The organism is Limimaricola variabilis, from assembly GCF_034371605.1.
In the GTDB taxonomy this organism is placed as follows: Bacteria; Pseudomonadota; Alphaproteobacteria; order Rhodobacterales; family Rhodobacteraceae; genus Limimaricola; species Limimaricola variabilis.
In genome coordinates, this window is sequence record NZ_CP139691.1 from 656,232 (window position 1) to 672,799 (window position 16,568).

The window sequence follows — 16,568 nt, forward strand, 5'->3', positions numbered from 1 at the left end:
GAGGCCGCCTGTCTGCAGCGCATCCTAGCCGGTCCGCGTGGCGGGTTGAACCGCGATCTGGTCATCGCGGCGCGCGGCGGCTAGGCTCCGCCGCCAAAGCAAAGCGACCCGAAGGAGCCGGCATGTCCCGCACCCCCCGCATCGATTTCCAGCCCCATGACGCCGACGCACTGGCCCAGACCCAAGGCCGCATCGCCGTATTCGTGGCGGCGGACGGCCCCGACAGCGATGCCGCGCGCGGTCTCGACGCGCTGATGGGCGGGGCGCTGACGCGGCTCGCGGACGGCGCCCGCTGGGGCCGGGTCCGGCCGGGCGAGGCGGTCGAGATCGCGGTGCCCGCAGGCCTCGCCGCCGACGCGGTCATCGCCGTGAAGCATGACAGCGAGGCCGACCGGCTGGCGATGCGGCGCGCGGGCGGCGCGATCGCCGCCGCGGCCGGGCGCGGCGACCTGACCGTGCTGACCGCGGGGCTGCGGCATGCCGAGGAGGTCGCGCTGGGTGTCGCGCTCCGGGCCTATCGTTTCGATGCGCACCAGAAGCCCGACGACGAGGCCGGCCCCGAGGGCACCGTTCGGATCACCGGCGACGATTCGGAGGCGCTGGCCCGTGCCGCCGCGCCGATGGCCGCGATCGCCGAGGGCGTGGCCTTCACCCGCGATCTGGTGAACGAGCCCGCCAACGTGCTGACCACCGATGATTTCGCCGCCCGGCTCGCGGCGATGCAGGAGCTGGGACTCGAAGTCGAGATCCTTGAGGAGGACGAGCTCGCGCGGCTCGGCATGGGCGCGCTGCTGGCCGTCGGGCAGGGCTCCGACAGCCCCTCCAAGGTGGTGGTGATGCGCTGGCAGGGCGGTGGCGACGAGGCGCCGCTGGCGCTGGTCGGCAAGGGCGTGGTGTTCGACACCGGTGGCATCTCGCTCAAGCCCGCCGCCGGCATGGAGGACATGACCATGGACATGGGCGGCGCCGCCACCGTGGCCGGTACCATGCGGGCGCTGGCGCTGCGCCGGGCCAAGGCCAACGTTGTCGGCCTCGTGGGGCTGGTCGAGAACATGCCCTCGGGTCGCGCCACCCGTCCCGGCGACGTGGTGCGCTCGATGAAGGGCGACACCATCGAGGTGATCAACACCGACGCCGAGGGCCGGCTCGTTCTGGCGGACGTGATGTGGTACGCGCAGGAGCGGTTCAAACCCTCCGGCATGATCGATCTCGCCACGCTGACCGGCGCGGTGATCATCGCTCTGGGCCATGAGAATGCGGGCGTGTTCGCCAACGAGGACGGGTTCGCCGAGGCATTCCTCGCGGCGGCGCAGGCCGAGGGCGAGGGCGCGTGGCGGCTGCCGATGGGAGACGCCTACGACAAGGTGCTCAAGAGCCGGATCGCCGACATGCGCAACGTCGGCACCGGCCGCGAGGGCGGGTCGATCACCGCGGCGCAATTCCTCAAGCGCTTCGTGCAGGACGGCACGCCCTGGATCCATCTCGACATCGCGGGCACCGCGTCGCTGAAATCCGACAGCGCGCTGGCGCCCAAGGGCGCGACGGGCTGGGGCGTGATGGCGCTCAACCGCCTCGTGGCCGACCGTTACGAGGGCTGACGCGATGGGGGCGGCCCTGTTCTACCACCTGACCGACAGCCCGGCCGAGGCGCTGCTGCCGCAGCTTCTCGGCCTCGCGGGCAAGCAGGGCTGGCGGGTGGAGATCCGTGGCGGCAGCGCCGCCGCGATGGATCGGCTTGACGTCGCTCTGTGGCGGACGGGGCCGCCCGAGAGTTTTCTGGCGCATGGCCGCGCGGGCGGGCCGCATGACGCGGCGCAGCCCGTGCTGCTGACCGCCCAGGGCGAGGCGGCGCCGAAGCTGCCATGCGTGATCTGCCTCGACGGGGCGGAGGTCGCCCCCGACGAGGTTCAGGCTGCCGAGCGGGTTTGCATCCTGTTCGACGGGCATGACCCGATGGCGGTGCAGGCGGCGCGGGGACAGTGGAAGGGCCTTACCGGCGCCGGCTGCGCGGCGCAGTACTGGGCGCAGGAAGACGGCCGCTGGACAAAGAAGGCCGAGGGCTGATCTGTATCAGCGGGTCAGCATCAGGCGGCCGTTCTCGATCTCGATGCGGCCAAACAGCCGCAGATACCCCATGCCCAGAAGCGAGCCGGTCAGGTCGCCATCGGTAACCACGGCGCTCAGCCCCTCATCCTCGATCGAGCCCAGCGCCACGCTGTCGAGGGTGACGCGGGCGGTGCGGACCGTGCCGTTGGCGGTCGCGGCCGAACCCATATAAACCAGATCCTCGGGGTCGATCCCGGCCCGGCGCGCGTCGTTGCGGCCCAGCACCATGTCGGTCGCGCCGGTATCGACCACGAAGTCGATCGGCTCGCCGTTGATCTCCAGCGTCAGGTAGTAATGCCCGTCGCGCGCCTGCGGCACCTCGATGCCCTCGGCGCCGACCATGGTCTGCCGGGGCACGACGTCGTCGCGGATGTCCGACCACAGCCCGGCCGCGGCGATCACGCCGACGAAGATCAGCGCCCAGACGACGGCCTGCTGCGCCAGCTGACCCAGCCGGTCGCGGTTCTGCAGCAGGAACCAGCCGGCGATGGCGGCGCCGAGCAGTCCGAGATAGGCGAGGCTGGCGAGGTTGTCGGGGCTCATGCCCATAATATGGTGCGTTCAGGCGCCGGGAAAAGGCATGCCGAAGCCGGAGCCGTGCAGGCCGTCGATGATGAACTGCACCGCCAGCGCGGCGAGCAGCATGCCGAGCACCCGCGTCACGACGTTGAGCCCCACCGGACCCAGCACCCGCGCCAGCGGCCCGGCCAGCTTGAAGGCGATCCAGACGGTGCCGAGCACGGCGAGCGCCACGCCATAGATCGCGGCGTAGCCGGTCACGTCGGCCTCCGCGGTGAGCAGGATCAGCGTGGTGATCGCGCCGGGGCCGACGATCAGCGGCAGTGCCAGCGGAAAGATCGAGGGGTCGTGATCCGGCTCGGTATCCGGGCCGCTCGCCTCCTCGGCATTGTCGCGGCGCCGGGCCTGGCGGCGTTCGAACAACATGTCGAGCGCGGTCAGGAACAGCAGCACACCGCCCGCGATGCGGAAGGCCGGGACCGAGATGCCGATGAAGCGCAGCACCGCGTCGCCCAGCACCAGAAAGAGCAGCATCAGACCGGCCGAGGTGATGATCGCGCGCGCCGCGACCCGGCGCCGCTGGGCCGCGCTCATCCCGGCCGTCATCGCAACAAAGAGCGGCGCGAGGCCGATCGGGTCGACGATCACGAAGAGGGTGGTGAAGGCGGTGATCAGTGTGGCGAGGTCGAGCAAGTCCTGTCTCCGGTCCGAGATGCGTCGCCACCCTGAAGGCGGCCCCGCGGCGGGGCAAGCCCCGGGCGGGGCATGACGCGACGCCTGCGGGCGCTTTTGCGCGCGACGGCGCGGCGGCTCAGACCGCCTCCGCCGCCTCCAGTTTCTCGAGCGCGGCCATCCAGAGCGCTTCGGCCCGCCTCAGCGCTTCCATCGCCTCGGCGTATTTCTTGTTCCAGGTCTCGAGCTCGCCCTTGCGGCCGTCCTCGTAGAGCGCGGGATCGGCGAGCTTCTTGGCGAGCTTGTCGCGCATCTCGTTGATCTTGTTCACCCGCTCCTCGGCCTTGCGGGCCTCCGAGCGCAGCGCGAGGATCGCATCACGCGAGGGTTTCGGCGCCTTGGGCTTCTCGGCCTTGGGCTTCTCGGCGGGCTTTTCACCCGAGAGCAGCATCTTGCGATAGGCTTCGAGATCCTCGTCATAGGCGGTGACGCGGCCGTCCTTCACCAGCCAAAGCCGGTCGGCGACCATCGACAGCAGGTGCATGTCGTGGCTCACCAGGATCACCGCGCCGCTATAGGCGGTCAGCGCCTCGACCAGCGCTTCGCGGCTCTCGATGTCGAGGTGGTTGGTCGGCTCGTCGAGGATCAGCAGATGCGGCGCGTCGAGCGTGGCCAGCAGCAGCGACAGACGCGCCTTCTGACCGCCTGAAAGGCGGCCTACCTCGGTTTCGGCCTGCGCCGCGCCGAGGCCGAAGCCCGCGAGCCGCGCCCGGAGCTTGGGCGGCGCCACGTCGGGCAGGGCGCGCTGGATATGCTGCAGCGGCGTCTCCTCGACGCGCAGTTCGTCGACCTGGTGCTGCGCGAAGAAGCCGATCCGCAGCTTGTTGGAGCGGATGATCTTGCCGCCCATCGGCGCGAGCCGGTCCGACAACAGCTTCGACAGCGTCGACTTGCCTTCGCCGTTGCGGCCCAGGAGCGCGATGCGGTCGTCCTGGTCGATCCTGAGGTCGAGCTTGGACAGGACCGCCTTGCCGTCATAGCCGACGCTCACCCCCTCGGTGGCGATGATCGGCGGCGACAGCTCCTCGGGCTCGGGGAAGGTGAAGACGGTGCGCGCCGCATCCTCGGGTACGCGGATGGTTTCCATCTTCTCGAGCATCTTGACCCGGCTCTGGGCCTGCTTGGCCTTGGAGGCCTTGGCCTTAAAGCGGTCGACGAAGCTTTGCAGGTGGGCGCGCTGCGCCTCCTGCTTCTTGGCCGCCGCGACCTGCACGGCGCGCTGCGCTGCGCGGGCCTTGGCGAACTGGTCGTAGCCGCCGGTCCAGTAGGTGAGCTGACGGTTCTCGAGATGCAGGATGCCACCCACCGAGCGGTTCAGGAGCTCGCGGTCGTGGGAGACGATCAGCACCGTGTGCGGGTAGCGCACGAGGTAGCTTTCGAGCCAGAGCGCGCCTTCGAGGTCGAGATAGTTGGTCGGCTCGTCCAGAAGCAGCAGGTCGGGCTCGGAGAACAGCACCGCCGCGAGCGCCACGCGCATCCGCCAGCCGCCCGAGAAGGCGGAGCAGGGCATGAGCTGCTCTTCATGGGTGAAGCCCAAGCCGCGCAAAATGGTGGCGGCGCGTGCCTCGGCCGACCAGGCGTCGATATCGGCGAGCCTGGTCTGGATTTCGGCGATGCGGGCGGGATCGGTCGATTCCTCGGCCATCAGCGCCGCGCGCTCGGTATCGGCTGCGAGCACGGTGTCGATCAGCGACACTTCGTTGCCCGGCACCTCCTGCGCCACGCCGCCGATCCGGGCGCCCTTAAGCAGTTCGATCTCGCCGGTGTCGAGCGACAGCTCGCCACGGATCAGCTTGAACAGCGTGGTTTTCCCCGTGCCGTTGCGACCCACGACGCCGACCTTGTGGCCGGCCGGGATCACGGCGGAGGTATGTTCGAGGAGCGGACGGCCCTCGACCGAATAGGAGATGTCTGTGATGCGCAACATGGACGGGCCTTGCCCGAAGCGCCGTGCGAGGTCAACGGGGCGGGCGCTCGGGCCCAGGCGTGGCGCCCGCGTATTTGTGGAATGGTGAAGAAAAGAGGCGCGCGATCGTCCTTCACCATTCCGCAAATACGCATTTGCCAACGGCGGGGCCGGGCATGCCGCCAGGGCCTTCGGGCGGCTTGCGTCTTTTCAGCCCGCGTCCCGCATGCTAGGTCGCGCGGCGACCGGGGGTGCGTGTCGCGCCTCCCGACGCAACCCGTTCAAATGAGGGACATCATGGCCACCGAACGCACGCTCTCGATCATCAAGCCCGACGCCACCAAGCGCAACCTGACCGGCAAGATCAACGCCAAGTTCGAAGATGCGGGCCTGCGCATCATCGCCCAGAAGCGGATCCAGCTCACCCAGGAGCAGGCCGGCAAGTTCTACGACGTGCACCGCGAGCGTCCCTTCTTCGGCGAACTGACCGAGTTCATGGCCTCCGGCCCGGTCGTCGTTCAGGTCCTCGAAGGTGAAGGCGCGATCGCCAAGAACCGCGAAGTGATGGGCGCGACCAACCCGGCCGACGCCGCTGCCGGCACCATCCGTGCCGAGTTCGCCGAGTCGGTCGGCGAGAACTCGGTGCACGGCTCGGACGCCCCCGAGACCGCCAAGGAAGAGATCGCCTTCTTCTTCTCGGGCCTCGAGCTGGTCGGCTGAGCCGAAGCTTCGTGACCTGACGGAAAGGCCCGCGCGAGAGCGCGGGCCTTTTTCTTTGGGGATTAGCCTGATTGCGCGGCGCAGTGCGGTCGCTCAGGGCGCCTCGCCGATCTCGCCCTCGATCACGAATGTCCGCTCGGTCTCCGAGGCGGGCTTGATCTGCAAGGTGCCGACGCCGGTCATGCCCGCCAGCGCGCCGGTGCCCGATACCATCTCCCAATGGCCGTAATCGATGAGCCGGGGGCCTTCCTCGCCCTTCACAAATACCGCCCGGACGATCCATTTCAGATAGGCGATGTCACCCGCATCGGTCGTGACCTCCAGATAGCCCTGCGGGTCGCCGCCCGAGGGGGGCATGATGTCGTGATAGCCATGCTCGACCACGCGCGCGCCGTCGAACATGCCGTCCCCCGTGGCCTCGCCTTCGCGCCGGACCATGAGCAGGAAATGCTTGCTGTCGTCGCCGAACTCCATCCGGATTTCGTCGGTCGGCGCGAGGGTCGCCTCGAAGGCGATAGGCTCGGCCAGCGCCGCCGTGGAAGAAAGCGCCACGGCCGCGGCCGAGATGATGAAATGCTGTCTCATTGTAACTCGCTGAAAATATTATGATCAGGGAAAGGTTACAGGCCCCGGCTCCGGTGCCGAAACAACGTTTGCGTCATGAGTTGGCGGCGAAGACGGACCAGCCGGTGCGGTCGGCGAGCATCTCCAGCGCGATCGAGGCGAGATGCGAGTTGCCCACCGCGTTGAGCCCCGGCGACCAGCAGGCGATCGCCGCGCGGCCCGGCGCCACGGCGAGGATGCCGCCGCCGACGCCGCTCTTGCCCGGAAGCCCGACGCGGAAGGCGAATTCGCCCGAGCCGTCGTAATGACCGCAGGTCAGCATCAAGGCGTTGATCTGGCGGGCCATGCGCGGCGCGATGGCGCGCGACCCGCCGGGGCTGAGGCTGCCGTCAAAGGCCAGGAACCGCCCCGCATGGGCGAGCTGGCGGGCGGTCATGGCGATGGCGCATTGGTGGAAATAAGTGCCCAGCACCTTGTCCGGGTGGCGCTGGATCGTGCCGAAATCGCGCATGAAGTTGGCCAGAGCCGCGTTGCGCCAGCCGCTGGCGGTCTCGGACTTGGCCACCGCCGGGTCGATGGCGATGTCGTCATCGCCCGCGAGGAACCGTACGAATTGCAGGATCTGGCCCAGCGCCTCGCGCGGCTCCGACCGGGCGAGGATCGCGTCGGTCACCGCGATGGCGCCGGCGTTGATGAAAGGATTGCGGGGGATGCCGCGCTCGTGCTCAAGCTGGACGATGGAGTTGAACGGATCGCCCGAGGGCTCGCGCCCCACGCGGTTCCACAAGGCGTCGCCGACCCGGCCCAGCGCCACCGCCAGAGCGAAGACCTTGGAGACCGACTGGATCGAGAAGCGGGTGTCGGCGTCGCCGTCCGCGATCACCGCTCCATCGGGCAGCACCAGCGCGAGCGCGAATTGATCCGGATCGACATCGGCAAGCTGGGGGATGTAGTCGGCGACGCGGCCCCGCTCGGTCTCGGCGGTCATCGCGTCGCAGATCTCCTCAACGATCTCGCGCAGTCGCTCAGGATCGGTGACGCTCACCGGCTCAGCACTTCACTTCGCTGTCGCGCAGGCCGGTTTCGACCAGCAGGCAACGGTTGCGGGCTTCGTAGTAGTAGCCTTGCGAGTACCATTTCACCGCCTTGTCGCGGTTGCCGTTGGCGACGATCCAAGCGCCGCGCAGGTATTTCACCGCGTAGCGCAGGTTGGTGTCGGCATCGAGCAGTTCCTCGGCCGGGCCGCGATGGCCCATGGTGCGCGCGGTCTCGGGGCTGATCTGCATCAGCCCGTAATAGGAGCCGTTGCGGGCGCGGGGGTTGTAGGAGCTTTCGCGCTTTACCACCCGATGCACCAGATCGCGCGGCACCTTGTAGGCGTCGGCATAGGCGTTGATCAGTCGCCGGATCTGCGGCGACTCGTTCGGGTAGAGATCGGGGGTGGCGGGTTGGCGGCGGCCGCAAGCGGCAAGCGCGACGAAACCCAGAAGGGCGGCGCGGCGGTCGAGATGCATCGGGTCACTCCGTCGGTGTCGATGTCTCTCTAGCCCGCCGCGCCGCGCCTTGAAAGCTTTGCGCTCAGATCGCGGCGAAGTCGCGGAACAGCGGCTCGGGGGTCTGGCCGTCCTTGCGGTTCTGGGCAGGGGCGTCTTTCTGGTTCTGGTTGCTCGGCATGTCGCGTTCCTTAGTTGCGGCGTTGCATGTGCCGCCTCTGACGGGCTGCTTCACTCCGGCCGTTGCGATTCTTCAAGCCTGCACGCGCAAGGCGACAGCGGCCGGGCGAGAAAGCGACACCGTTTGGGCGACCTTCCGCCAATCCAACCGCTTTACGTGATCACAGGTCCCTCAACAGGGCGTGAGGGTCACCGGATCGCCGGCCTGCGTGGCCAGTTCGCGACACTGCCCGTCCGCGCAGAGTTGCCAGCCCGCGCCGGTCGCGCCCGAGGCGGCCAGCGAGAGTGACGGGACGACGAGGCCGGGGCTCCAGACCCACCAGCCGTCCCGCAGCACAGCGTCAGGCCCCGGCTCCATGCCCGCGCCCGATCCGCGGACGCGCGCTTCGACGAGCTCCAGCGCGTCGCGCTCGACGCGCCAGCGCTCGCGCCACTCGACCTTCTCGACCGAATGGGTCCAGGACAGCTCGAACGCGCCGGTGGCGAGGCCAAGCGCCGCCACCCCGACCATCAGGCAGGCGCTCATGCCGCGGCAGCGACCGGCCGGCGCCGGATCAGCAGCCCCACCAGCAGCGCGAGCGCGAGGCCGATCCAGTCGGTGATCGGCCAGGCCGCGACCAGCGTGAAGGCCGCGATCATGGCCAACGCCCGGAGCCAGCTCGGCAGCGGCCGCCCGACCCAGCCGATCACTGCCGCGCCCCACAGGCCGATCGACAGAAGCGACTTGGTCACGATCCAGGCGACGGCGGGCCAGTAGCCGATCGCCTCGGCCAGCGGTCCGCCCGCCTGCAGCATCAGCGCCGGCGAATATACCGCCATGAAGGGGATGACGAAGCCGGCCGCCGCGACCTTGATCGCCTCGATCGAGATCTTCAGCCCGCTCTCGCGCGCGATCGGCGAGGCGGCGAAGCAAGCCAGCGCCACCGGCGGGGTGAGGTCGGCGAGAATGCCGAAGTAGAAGACGAACATGTGGCTGACGATCAGCGGCACGCCCAGCGCAAGCAGCGCCGGTCCCGCGATCGAGGAGGTGATGATGTAGTTCGGGATGGTCGGGATCCCCATGCCGAGGAGCAGGCAGGTGATCATGGTCAGCACGAGGCTGAGGAAGAGGTTGTCCTGACCCACGGCCACGATGAACTGGCCGAAAGTGTTGGCAGCACCCGTTAGGGTCATCGCGCCGATGATCACGCCCACCAGCGCGCAGGCCACGCCGACCGGCAGGGCGGTGCGCGCCCCGTCTGCGAGGCTGTCGCGGCACAGGATCAGCGTCTCGCGCCCGCCGCGGAAGAACAGGCAGATGGCGATCAGCACGAGGATCGCCGCGACCAGCACCTCGATCCCCCATTGCAGGAAGGCCGCCGCCACGAGGCCGAGGCCGACCCAGACGATGGCGCGCAGAACTGCGTTGGGCAGGCCCAGAGCGATCGAGCCGCCGAGGATCAGCAGCACGGTGAGGCCGAGGCCGACGGTGCCCGCGAAGAGCGGCGTGTAGCCCGCGAACAGCAGCCAGACGAGGATGCCCAGCGGCACGATCAGCATCCAGTTCTTCTTGATCGCCGCGAGGGCCGAGGGCAGCTCGGCCTTGGACAGGCCGCGCAGCCCGTGCTTGCCGGCCTCGAGATGCACCATCCAGAAAGCGGAGACGAAGTAGAGGATGGCGGGCACGATGGCGGCCTTGACCACCTCGACATAGGCGACGCCCAGCGTCTCGGCCATGATGAAGGCGACCGCGCCCATCACCGGCGGCATGATCTGCCCGCCCATCGAGGCGGTGCTCTCCACGCCGCCCGCGAAGGCCGCGCGGTAACCAAAGCGCTTCATGAGGGGAATCGTGAACTGGCCGGTGGTGACGACGTTGGCCACGCCGGAGCCGGAGATGGTGCCCATCAGGCCCGACGACACCACCGCGACCTTGGCGGCGCCACCTTGGCGGTGACCGAACAGGCCGAGCGCCACATCGGTGAAGAGCCGGATCATCCCGGCCTTCTCGAGGAAGGCGCCGAACAGGATGAACAGGAAGATGTAGGTCGACGACACGTAGATCGGGATGCCGTAGATCCCTTCGGTGCCATAGGCCATGTGGTCGATGATCTGTTCGAAATCATAGCCGCGATGGATCAGCGGCGGCGGCAGCTGCCGGCCGAGGAAGGTATAGGCGAGGAACAGCCCCGAGATGATCGGCAGCGCCGGGCCCATCAGCACCAGCGCCGCGGCAAAGACGGTGACGAGCGCCACGACCCCGAAGAAGAGATCCATCGGCAAGGGCCGCCCAGCGCGCAGGATCAGCGGCTCATACTGCCACCACTGGTAGAGCGCGACCGCCACGCCCGCCAGCGCGAAGGCCCAGGCCACTGTCTTGAACGCCGCGCCGCGCCCGCGCGCGGCGGCGACCAGCGGAAAGGTCATCAGCATCAGGAAGCCGACATGCAGCGCCCGTGTCACCTGGCTCGGCAGGTCGACGAGATGCGCCGCCGTCACGATCTGGTAGGTCGAGAAGGCGACCGCGATCCAGAACAGAAGCCGCCCGGTCAGCCCCGGCGGAAAGGCCGAGATGTGGTGATCGGGTCCGCCCGCCTCGGCGGGGATCTCGGTGAGCGGGTCGGTTTGCGCGGTCATGGGGCGGGCCTCTCGTCTTGAGCGAAACGCCCCGTCATCCGAGGGATGGCGGGGCGCGGTCGGGAACAGGTCGGGCAGGGCGCAAGGGCCCCGTCGGGTCCGATCAGTCGATCATGCCCTGCTCGCGGTAGTAGCGCTCGGCGCCCGGGTGCAGCGGGATCGGCATGCCGTCGAGCGCGTTCTCGATCTTGATGTCGGCGGCGGCCATGTGGTTGGCCTCGAGCGTGTCGAGGTTCTCGTAGAGCAGCTTGGTCATCTGGTAGGCCAGATCGTCGGACACGCCGGCATGGGTGACGAGGTAGTTCGACACCGCGACGGTGGGCACGTCCTCTTCCTGGCCGTCATAGGTGCCCGCCGGGATGGTGGCGGCGATATAGGGCGCGCCGAGGCTTTCGGCGGCTTCGGCCGGGATCGCCACGACGTTGATGTCGATCGAGGAGGCGAGGTCGCGGATCGAGGCCACGCCCAGGCCGGCCGACTGCAAGGTCGCGTCGAGCTGACGGTTCTTGATCAGCTCCACCGATTCCGCGAAGGGCAGGTACTCGGTCTTGCCCAGATCGTCATAGCTCATCCCCATCGCGCCGAAGATGGCGCGGGCGTTGAGCTCGGTGCCCGATGCGGGCGCGCCGACCGACAGGCCCTTGCCCTTCAGACCCTCGAAATCGGTGATGCCGCTTTCGGCGGAGGCCACGACCTGAATGTAGTTTGGATAGATCGCCGCGATGCCACGGATCTGGTCGAGCGGCGCGGTGAAGCCCGCATCGGCGTTGCCGTCCCAGGCCATCGCCACGGTGTCGCCCAGCGCGAAGGCCAGCTCGCCGCGGCCGTCCTGCAGCAGGTTCATGTTCTCGACGCTGGCCTTGGTCGACTGCACCTGCGTGCGCGCGCCTTCGATGTTCTCGCCATAGATGTTCGAGAGGCCGACGCCGAGCGGGTAGTAGACGCCCGAGGTGCCCCCGGTGAGGATGTTAATGAATTCCTGCGCATTGGCGGCAAGCGGCGTGGCCATGAGGGCCGCGGCGGCGGTGGCGCCGCGCAGAATCGTGGTGATGGTCATGTAGTCCTCCCGATGTGGCGACCCTCCCCGGTCGCCGTTCCGGTGCCGAGACTGCATGAGGGGCGGAACTCTGGCAAGAAGCTTGGTCAGGAAAGCTGACCGGGACGCGCCGGTGGCGCGTCATGACGACGCTTTGCCGCCGATCCGGGCCGCGGCGCCATTTCCCGCGCCGCGACAAGGCTGTATCGGACGGTCATGGACATCGTCATCGCCACCGTCATCCTCGCCACCTTCTTCCTGCTGATCGGTCTGGGAGAGCCGCTCGCCGCGCGGTTGCGGCTGCCCTTCAACGTGATCCTCGCGGGTTTCGGCCTCGCGGCGGGTGCCGGCGCGACCTTCTTTCTCAACACGCAGCTGACGGATGCGCTCAACCCGGTGGCGGAGGCGATCCTGAACCTGCCGATCCGCTCCAACGTGTTCCTCTACGTGTTCCTGCCAACGCTGCTGTTCCAAGTGACGCTGGGGGTGAACCTGCGGCGGATGCTCGACGACTGGGTGCCGATCCTGACGCTGGCGGTGGTCGCGGTCGTGGTGGCGACGCTCACCGTGGGCTACGCGCTGTTCCTGACGGGCGTGCTGCCGCTGATGGCCTGCCTGCTGATCGGTTCGATCGTCTCGACCACCGACCCTTCCGCGGTGGTCTCGATCTTCCGCAACCTTGCCGCCCCACGCCGGTTGAGCCGGATCATCGAGGGCGAGAGCCTCTTGAACGACGCCGCGGCGATCGCGCTGTTCGGCCTGTTCATGGGTTTCGTGATGCGTGGCGTGCCCAACCCCGAGCTGGGACCGGCGCTGGCGCAGTTCCCCTGGCTCCTGGGGGCGGGCGGGCTGACCGGCTGGGCGATGGCGCAGCTCGCGGTGCGGCTGATGCGCTGGCTGGGACGCTTCCCGCTGGCGCAGATCTCGATCTCCGTGGCGCTGCCCTACCTCGCCTATATCGTCGCCGAGAAGCTGGTCGGCGCCTCCGGCGTGATCGGCGTGGTCGGGGCGGGCCTGACGCTCAACCTCGCGGCGCCGGGGCGGCTTTCGCCGCTGGCATGGACCAACATGCGCGAGGTCTGGGACCTGCTGGCGCATTGGGCCGGGGCCTTCATCTTCCTGCTGGCGGCGCTGCTGATCCCGCGCCTGCTCGATGGCGCGCAGCCGGTCGATTTCGCGCTCGTCGCCGTCGTCACGTTGGCCGCGCTGGGCGCACGGGCGCTGATCCTGTGGGGGCTGCTGCCGCTGTTGGCCCGGCTTCGCCTGTCGCCGCCGGTGGAGCGCAGCTACCGGGTGGCGATCCTTTGGGGCGGTCTGCGGGGCGCGATCACCCTGGCGCTGGCGCTCGCCGTGACCGAAAGCCTGCGGGTGCCCGAGGAGGTGCGGCGAATGACCGGCATCCTCGCCACCGGGTTCACCCTGTTCACCCTGATCGTGCAGGGCGTCACGCTCCGGCCGCTGATTAAGCGGCTGGGGCTCGAGAAGCTGTCGCCGATCGACGCGGCGCTGGCGCGGCAGGTGGTCGCGGTCGCCCTGCAGAGCGTGCGCGAGACCGTGGCCGAGGCGGCTGAGAATTACGGGCTGACCCGCGAGACGGTGCGCTCCGAGGCCAAGAGCTTCGCCGAGCGGCTCGACGACGCGGTGGCGCGCGCCGAGGAGGGCGAGGCGATCTCGGATCGCGACCGGATCACGCTCGGGCTAATCGCCCTTGCCGGTGCGGAACGCGAGCATGTTCTCCAATTGTTCCGTGAGCGCGCGATATCCAACCGGCAGGCCGAGCGGGCACTGGCCGAGGCTGACCGGCTGATCGAGACGACGCGGGCGGGTGGCCGTCCCGGCTACCGGCGTGCCGCGCGCGAAAGCCTCGGGCAGGGCGGGCCGACCCGCGTCGCCGCCTTCCTACACAATCGTCTGCATATCTCCGGGCCGCTGGCGGGGCTGACCGCCGACCGGTTCGAGTTGCTGCTCACCCAGGGCCTCGTGCTGCGCGATCTCGATGGTTTCATCGACAGCCGTATCCGGCGCATCCATGGGCGTCGGGTCGCCGAGTTGCTGCACGAGCTGATCGGGCGGCGACGCGAGGATGTCGAGCAGGCGCTCGACGGTCTGCGGCTGCAATATCCCGGTTATGCCGAAGAGCTGGAGCGTCGCTTCATCCGCCGCACCGCGCTCAGGATCGAGGAGCGCGAATATGCGGCGCTGCGCGATGACGGGCTGATCGGGCCCGAGCTGCACGCCACGCTGCTCAGCGGTCTGGAAGCGCGCCGGGCCGAGGCCGAAGCACGGCCGCGGCTCGACCTCGCGGTGCAGAAGGCCGTGCTGGTGCAGCAGTTCCCGCTCTTTGCCGATCTCGACAAGGCGGTACGCCAGCGGCTGTCCAAGGCGCTGGTGACCCGCTTCGTCGCCGCCGGTGAAGTGCTGCAGCATCGCGACGCGCCGGCCCGGTCTGTCAGCTTCATCGCCTCCGGCGCGGTGGAGATCGAGACCGCCGGCCAGACGTTGCGCCTCGGTCGCGGCGAGATGTTCGGCCAGCTCGCGATCCTGAGCCCGAAGCGACGCCGGGCCGAGGTCCGCGCGCTCAGCCACGGGGTGCTGCTGGAGCTGGACGAGGCGCGGTTCCTGCGGCTGCTGCGGCGCTCCCCGGCGCTGCGCGAGGCGGTGCGGGAAAGCGCGATCAAGCGTGGCATGGACCCCGAGCGCGCCGCCGCGCTGGGCGCCGCGCCTCAGGCGAGCGAAGCCTAGCCGCGCGCCGCCTGCCAGACCGCGAATTCGGGCTCGCGCTTGCGCCGGAGCTTGGCGGCGACATGGTCGTGCAGCTCCATCGGATGCTCCGGCGAGACGTTGAGGCGCGGCAGCTCGATCTGCATCGACAGCCGCTCCTCGAGAAAGCCGATCAGCTGGTCCATCGCCTCGTAGCGGAACAGGTGATCGACGCCGATGCTGCCCTCACCGTCGCCGACGAAGCGCGCCTGGCTGCCGACCGAGGCGAAGGGGGCGGGCTTGCCGCGCGCATACTGGTCGACGAATTCCTCGAAAGCGATGCCCCGCGTCGAATTGACATGCCCCACGAGATCGTCGCGCTGCCGGTAACGCCACCAGCTGCCGAGCCAGTCCACAGGCTCGCGCACCGCGGCGACGGTTTCGAATCCGCTGCCGCCCGCCGCCTCGATCAGCGGCACCACGAAGCGCCGGGCGCGGTAGAGCGGCGCGTGCTTGATCTGCGGCGGGTCGCGCAGCACGAATTGCGCGCGCGGCGCCAGCGCCCCCTCCAGCGCGGTGGTACCCGTCTTGGGCACCGCGAGCAGGATCAGTCGCTCTTTCCAGAAGACCAGCATGACGCTCTCCGTGTCGTGATCGCGTCAACCATACATTAACCCGGATGAAGGAAAACCGAACGCAGCTTTCACTTGCAATGTTCCCGTTCTGGTCTCATATGGGGTGGACAAGAACAAGACATGAACGACGCGATGATTGCCGCCATGTGGCGGGTGTGGGATAAGGATTGCGAATAATGGCAATGGCAGATCTTCTCCAGATGAGCGACAAGCGCACGGCAGACCGGCAGAAGGCGCTCGACAGCGCCCTGGCCCAGATCGAACGGCAGTTCGGCAAGGGCTCCATCATGAAGCTCGGCGGGGAAAACAAGTTTCCCGACATCGAGGCAACCTCCACCGGCTCGCTCGGGCTGGACATCGCGCTGGGCATCGGCGGCCTGCCCAAGGGGCGGATCGTCGAGATCTACGGCCCGGAAAGCTCGGGCAAGACGACGCTGACGCTGCATGCCGTCGCCGAGGAGCAGAAGAAGGGCGGCGTCTGCGCCTTCGTCGACGCCGAGCACGCGCTCGACCCGCAATACGCCAAGAAGGTGGGCGTCAATCTCGACGAGCTGCTGATCTCGCAGCCCGACACCGGCGAGCAGGCGCTCGAGATCGTCGACACGCTGGTCCGCTCCGGCGCGGTCTCGATGGTCGTGGTCGATTCGGTCGCGGCACTGACCCCCAAGAGCGAGCTCGAAGGCGACATGGGCGACAGCTCGGTCGGCGTGCATGCCCGCCTGATGTCCCAGGCGATGCGCAAGCTCACCGGTTCGATCTCGCGCTCCAACTGCATGGTCATCTTCATCAACCAGATCCGGATGAAGATCGGCGTCATGTTCGGCTCGCCCGAGACGACGACCGGCGGCAACGCGCTGAAATTCTACGCCTCCGTGCGCCTCGACATCCGCCGCATCGGCGCGATCAAGGATCGCGACGAGGTGGTCGGCAACTCCACCCGCGTGAAGGTCGTCAAGAACAAGGTCGCACCGCCGTTCAAGCAGGTCGAGTTCGACATCATGTATGGCGAAGGCATCTCCAAGACCGGCGAGCTTCTCGATCTCGGCGTCAAGGCGGGCGTCGTCGACAAGTCGGGCGCCTGGTTCTCCTATGGCGACCAGCGGATCGGTCAGGGCCGCGAGAACGCCAAGACCTTCCTCAAGGAAAACGCCGCCGTCGCCAACGAGATCGAGGACAAGATCCGCGCCGCGCATGGCCTGGAATTCGTGATGTCCGACGATGACGGCAGCAGCGGCGACGACGATCTCGTCGACATGTGATGCATGCCCCGACGGGCAATGCGAGGGCCGGGGCGCAAGCTCCGGCCCTTCGCGTTTGGGGCCCGCGCGCCCGCGCGGGACTTTACCTGCCTCATGGCCGGG

At 68.7% G+C, this 16,568-nt stretch carries 15 protein-coding genes; 5 read left to right on the forward strand and 10 right to left on the reverse strand.

What is annotated here, in order from left to right:
* The first annotated feature begins 122 nt into the window (after positions 1 to 122).
* Together T8T21_RS03230 and T8T21_RS03235 are read left to right on the forward strand one after the other, a co-directional pair.
* Positions 123 to 1,598: a leucyl aminopeptidase gene (locus tag T8T21_RS03230; protein ID WP_322336786.1), complete on the forward strand. Its 1,476-nt coding sequence runs from the start codon at positions 123 to 125 to the stop codon at positions 1,596 to 1,598.
* A 4-nt stretch (positions 1,599 to 1,602) separates the two neighbouring features.
* Complete coding sequence (locus tag T8T21_RS03235) at positions 1,603 to 2,064, forward strand: DNA polymerase III subunit chi (protein WP_322336787.1); 462 nt, start codon at positions 1,603 to 1,605, stop codon at positions 2,062 to 2,064.
* A gap of 6 nt (positions 2,065 to 2,070) precedes the next feature.
* Here T8T21_RS03235 and T8T21_RS03240 read toward each other — a convergent pair whose 3' ends face one another.
* From T8T21_RS03240 to T8T21_RS03250, 3 genes are all read right to left on the reverse strand, one after another.
* The gene (locus tag T8T21_RS03240; RefSeq protein WP_183468959.1) at positions 2,071 to 2,649 is read right to left on the reverse strand and encodes a retropepsin-like aspartic protease family protein; all 579 of its coding nucleotides are present in this window, start codon (positions 2,647 to 2,649) and stop codon (positions 2,071 to 2,073) included.
* Between the two features lie 18 nt (positions 2,650 to 2,667).
* Positions 2,668 to 3,318 carry a MarC family protein gene (locus tag T8T21_RS03245; RefSeq protein ID WP_322336788.1) on the reverse strand — a complete coding sequence of 217 codons (651 nt, stop codon included), beginning with the start codon at positions 3,316 to 3,318 and terminating at the stop codon, positions 2,668 to 2,670.
* 118 nt (positions 3,319 to 3,436) lie between these two features.
* Positions 3,437 to 5,284, reverse strand: coding sequence for an ABC-F family ATP-binding cassette domain-containing protein (locus T8T21_RS03250; RefSeq protein ID WP_322336789.1), 1,848 nt, complete (start codon positions 5,282 to 5,284; stop codon positions 3,437 to 3,439).
* Between the two features lie 276 nt (positions 5,285 to 5,560).
* On the opposite strand from T8T21_RS03250, the gene ndk reads away from it, so the two are divergent.
* Positions 5,561 to 5,983: a nucleoside-diphosphate kinase gene (gene ndk / locus T8T21_RS03255; protein WP_183468965.1), complete on the forward strand. Its 423-nt coding sequence runs from the start codon at positions 5,561 to 5,563 to the stop codon at positions 5,981 to 5,983.
* A 93-nt stretch (positions 5,984 to 6,076) separates the two neighbouring features.
* Here the strand turns inward: ndk and T8T21_RS03260 are convergent, their stop codons facing one another.
* The 6 genes from T8T21_RS03260 to T8T21_RS03285 form a co-directional block, all read right to left on the reverse strand.
* A complete protein-coding gene (locus T8T21_RS03260) occupies positions 6,077 to 6,568 on the reverse strand; it encodes a hypothetical protein (protein ID WP_322336790.1) in 492 nt (163 codons plus the stop codon).
* 73 nt (positions 6,569 to 6,641) lie between these two features.
* Positions 6,642 to 7,592, reverse strand: a complete 951-nt coding sequence (locus tag T8T21_RS03265) for a glutaminase (protein ID WP_322336791.1) — start codon at positions 7,590 to 7,592, stop codon at positions 6,642 to 6,644.
* A 4-nt stretch (positions 7,593 to 7,596) separates the two neighbouring features.
* A complete protein-coding gene (locus T8T21_RS03270; RefSeq protein ID WP_322336792.1) occupies positions 7,597 to 8,061 on the reverse strand; it encodes a lytic transglycosylase domain-containing protein in 465 nt (154 codons plus the stop codon).
* Between the two features lie 331 nt (positions 8,062 to 8,392).
* On the reverse strand, positions 8,393 to 8,746 hold the full coding sequence (locus tag T8T21_RS03275) for a DUF1850 domain-containing protein (protein ID WP_322336793.1): 354 nt from the start codon (positions 8,744 to 8,746) through the stop codon (positions 8,393 to 8,395).
* The gene (locus T8T21_RS03280) at positions 8,743 to 10,836 is read right to left on the reverse strand and encodes a TRAP transporter permease (RefSeq protein ID WP_183468975.1); all 2,094 of its coding nucleotides are present in this window, start codon (positions 10,834 to 10,836) and stop codon (positions 8,743 to 8,745) included. Before T8T21_RS03280 ends, T8T21_RS03275 begins: the two co-directional genes overlap by 4 nt.
* A 103-nt stretch (positions 10,837 to 10,939) precedes the next feature.
* Entirely contained in the window at positions 10,940 to 11,893 is a 954-nt protein-coding gene (locus tag T8T21_RS03285) for a TAXI family TRAP transporter solute-binding subunit (RefSeq protein ID WP_183468977.1), read from the reverse strand.
* 195 nt (positions 11,894 to 12,088) lie between these two features.
* Here T8T21_RS03285 and T8T21_RS03290 point away from each other — a divergent pair, with 195 nt between their 5' ends.
* The gene (locus T8T21_RS03290; RefSeq protein WP_183468979.1) at positions 12,089 to 14,614 is read left to right on the forward strand and encodes a cation:proton antiporter; all 2,526 of its coding nucleotides are present in this window, start codon (positions 12,089 to 12,091) and stop codon (positions 14,612 to 14,614) included.
* Here T8T21_RS03290 and T8T21_RS03295 read toward each other — a convergent pair.
* Entirely contained in the window at positions 14,611 to 15,207 is a 597-nt protein-coding gene (locus T8T21_RS03295; RefSeq protein ID WP_183468981.1) for a gamma-glutamyl kinase, read from the reverse strand. The two genes, T8T21_RS03290 and T8T21_RS03295, sit on opposite strands and share 4 nt — an antisense overlap.
* Positions 15,208 to 15,383: 176 nt before the next feature.
* Here T8T21_RS03295 and recA point away from each other — a divergent pair, with 176 nt between their 5' ends.
* Complete coding sequence (gene recA / locus T8T21_RS03300; protein WP_183468983.1) at positions 15,384 to 16,466, forward strand: recombinase RecA; 1,083 nt, start codon at positions 15,384 to 15,386, stop codon at positions 16,464 to 16,466.
* The last annotated feature ends 102 nt before the right edge of the window (positions 16,467 to 16,568 follow it).

Coding starts and splice junctions, on each gene's coding strand:
- T8T21_RS03240 (WP_183468959.1), bottom strand. CDS start 2,649: ATGAGCCCCGACAACCTCGCCAGCCTCGCCTATCTCGGACTGCTCGGC.
- T8T21_RS03260 (WP_322336790.1), bottom strand. CDS start 6,568: ATGAGACAGCATTTCATCATCTCGGCCGCGGCCGTGGCGCTTTCTTCC.
- recA (WP_183468983.1), top strand. CDS start 15,384: ATGGCAATGGCAGATCTTCTCCAGATGAGCGACAAGCGCACGGCAGAC.
- T8T21_RS03290 (WP_183468979.1), top strand. CDS start 12,089: ATGGACATCGTCATCGCCACCGTCATCCTCGCCACCTTCTTCCTGCTG.
- T8T21_RS03295 (WP_183468981.1), bottom strand. CDS start 15,207: ATGCTGGTCTTCTGGAAAGAGCGACTGATCCTGCTCGCGGTGCCCAAG.
- T8T21_RS03230 (WP_322336786.1), top strand. CDS start 123: ATGTCCCGCACCCCCCGCATCGATTTCCAGCCCCATGACGCCGACGCA.
- T8T21_RS03235 (WP_322336787.1), top strand. CDS start 1,603: ATGGGGGCGGCCCTGTTCTACCACCTGACCGACAGCCCGGCCGAGGCG.
- T8T21_RS03270 (WP_322336792.1), bottom strand. CDS start 8,061: ATGCATCTCGACCGCCGCGCCGCCCTTCTGGGTTTCGTCGCGCTTGCC.
- ndk (WP_183468965.1), top strand. CDS start 5,561: ATGGCCACCGAACGCACGCTCTCGATCATCAAGCCCGACGCCACCAAG.
- T8T21_RS03285 (WP_183468977.1), bottom strand. CDS start 11,893: ATGACCATCACCACGATTCTGCGCGGCGCCACCGCCGCCGCGGCCCTC.
- T8T21_RS03250 (WP_322336789.1), bottom strand. CDS start 5,284: ATGTTGCGCATCACAGACATCTCCTATTCGGTCGAGGGCCGTCCGCTC.
- T8T21_RS03275 (WP_322336793.1), bottom strand. CDS start 8,746: ATGAGCGCCTGCCTGATGGTCGGGGTGGCGGCGCTTGGCCTCGCCACC.
- T8T21_RS03280 (WP_183468975.1), bottom strand. CDS start 10,836: ATGACCGCGCAAACCGACCCGCTCACCGAGATCCCCGCCGAGGCGGGC.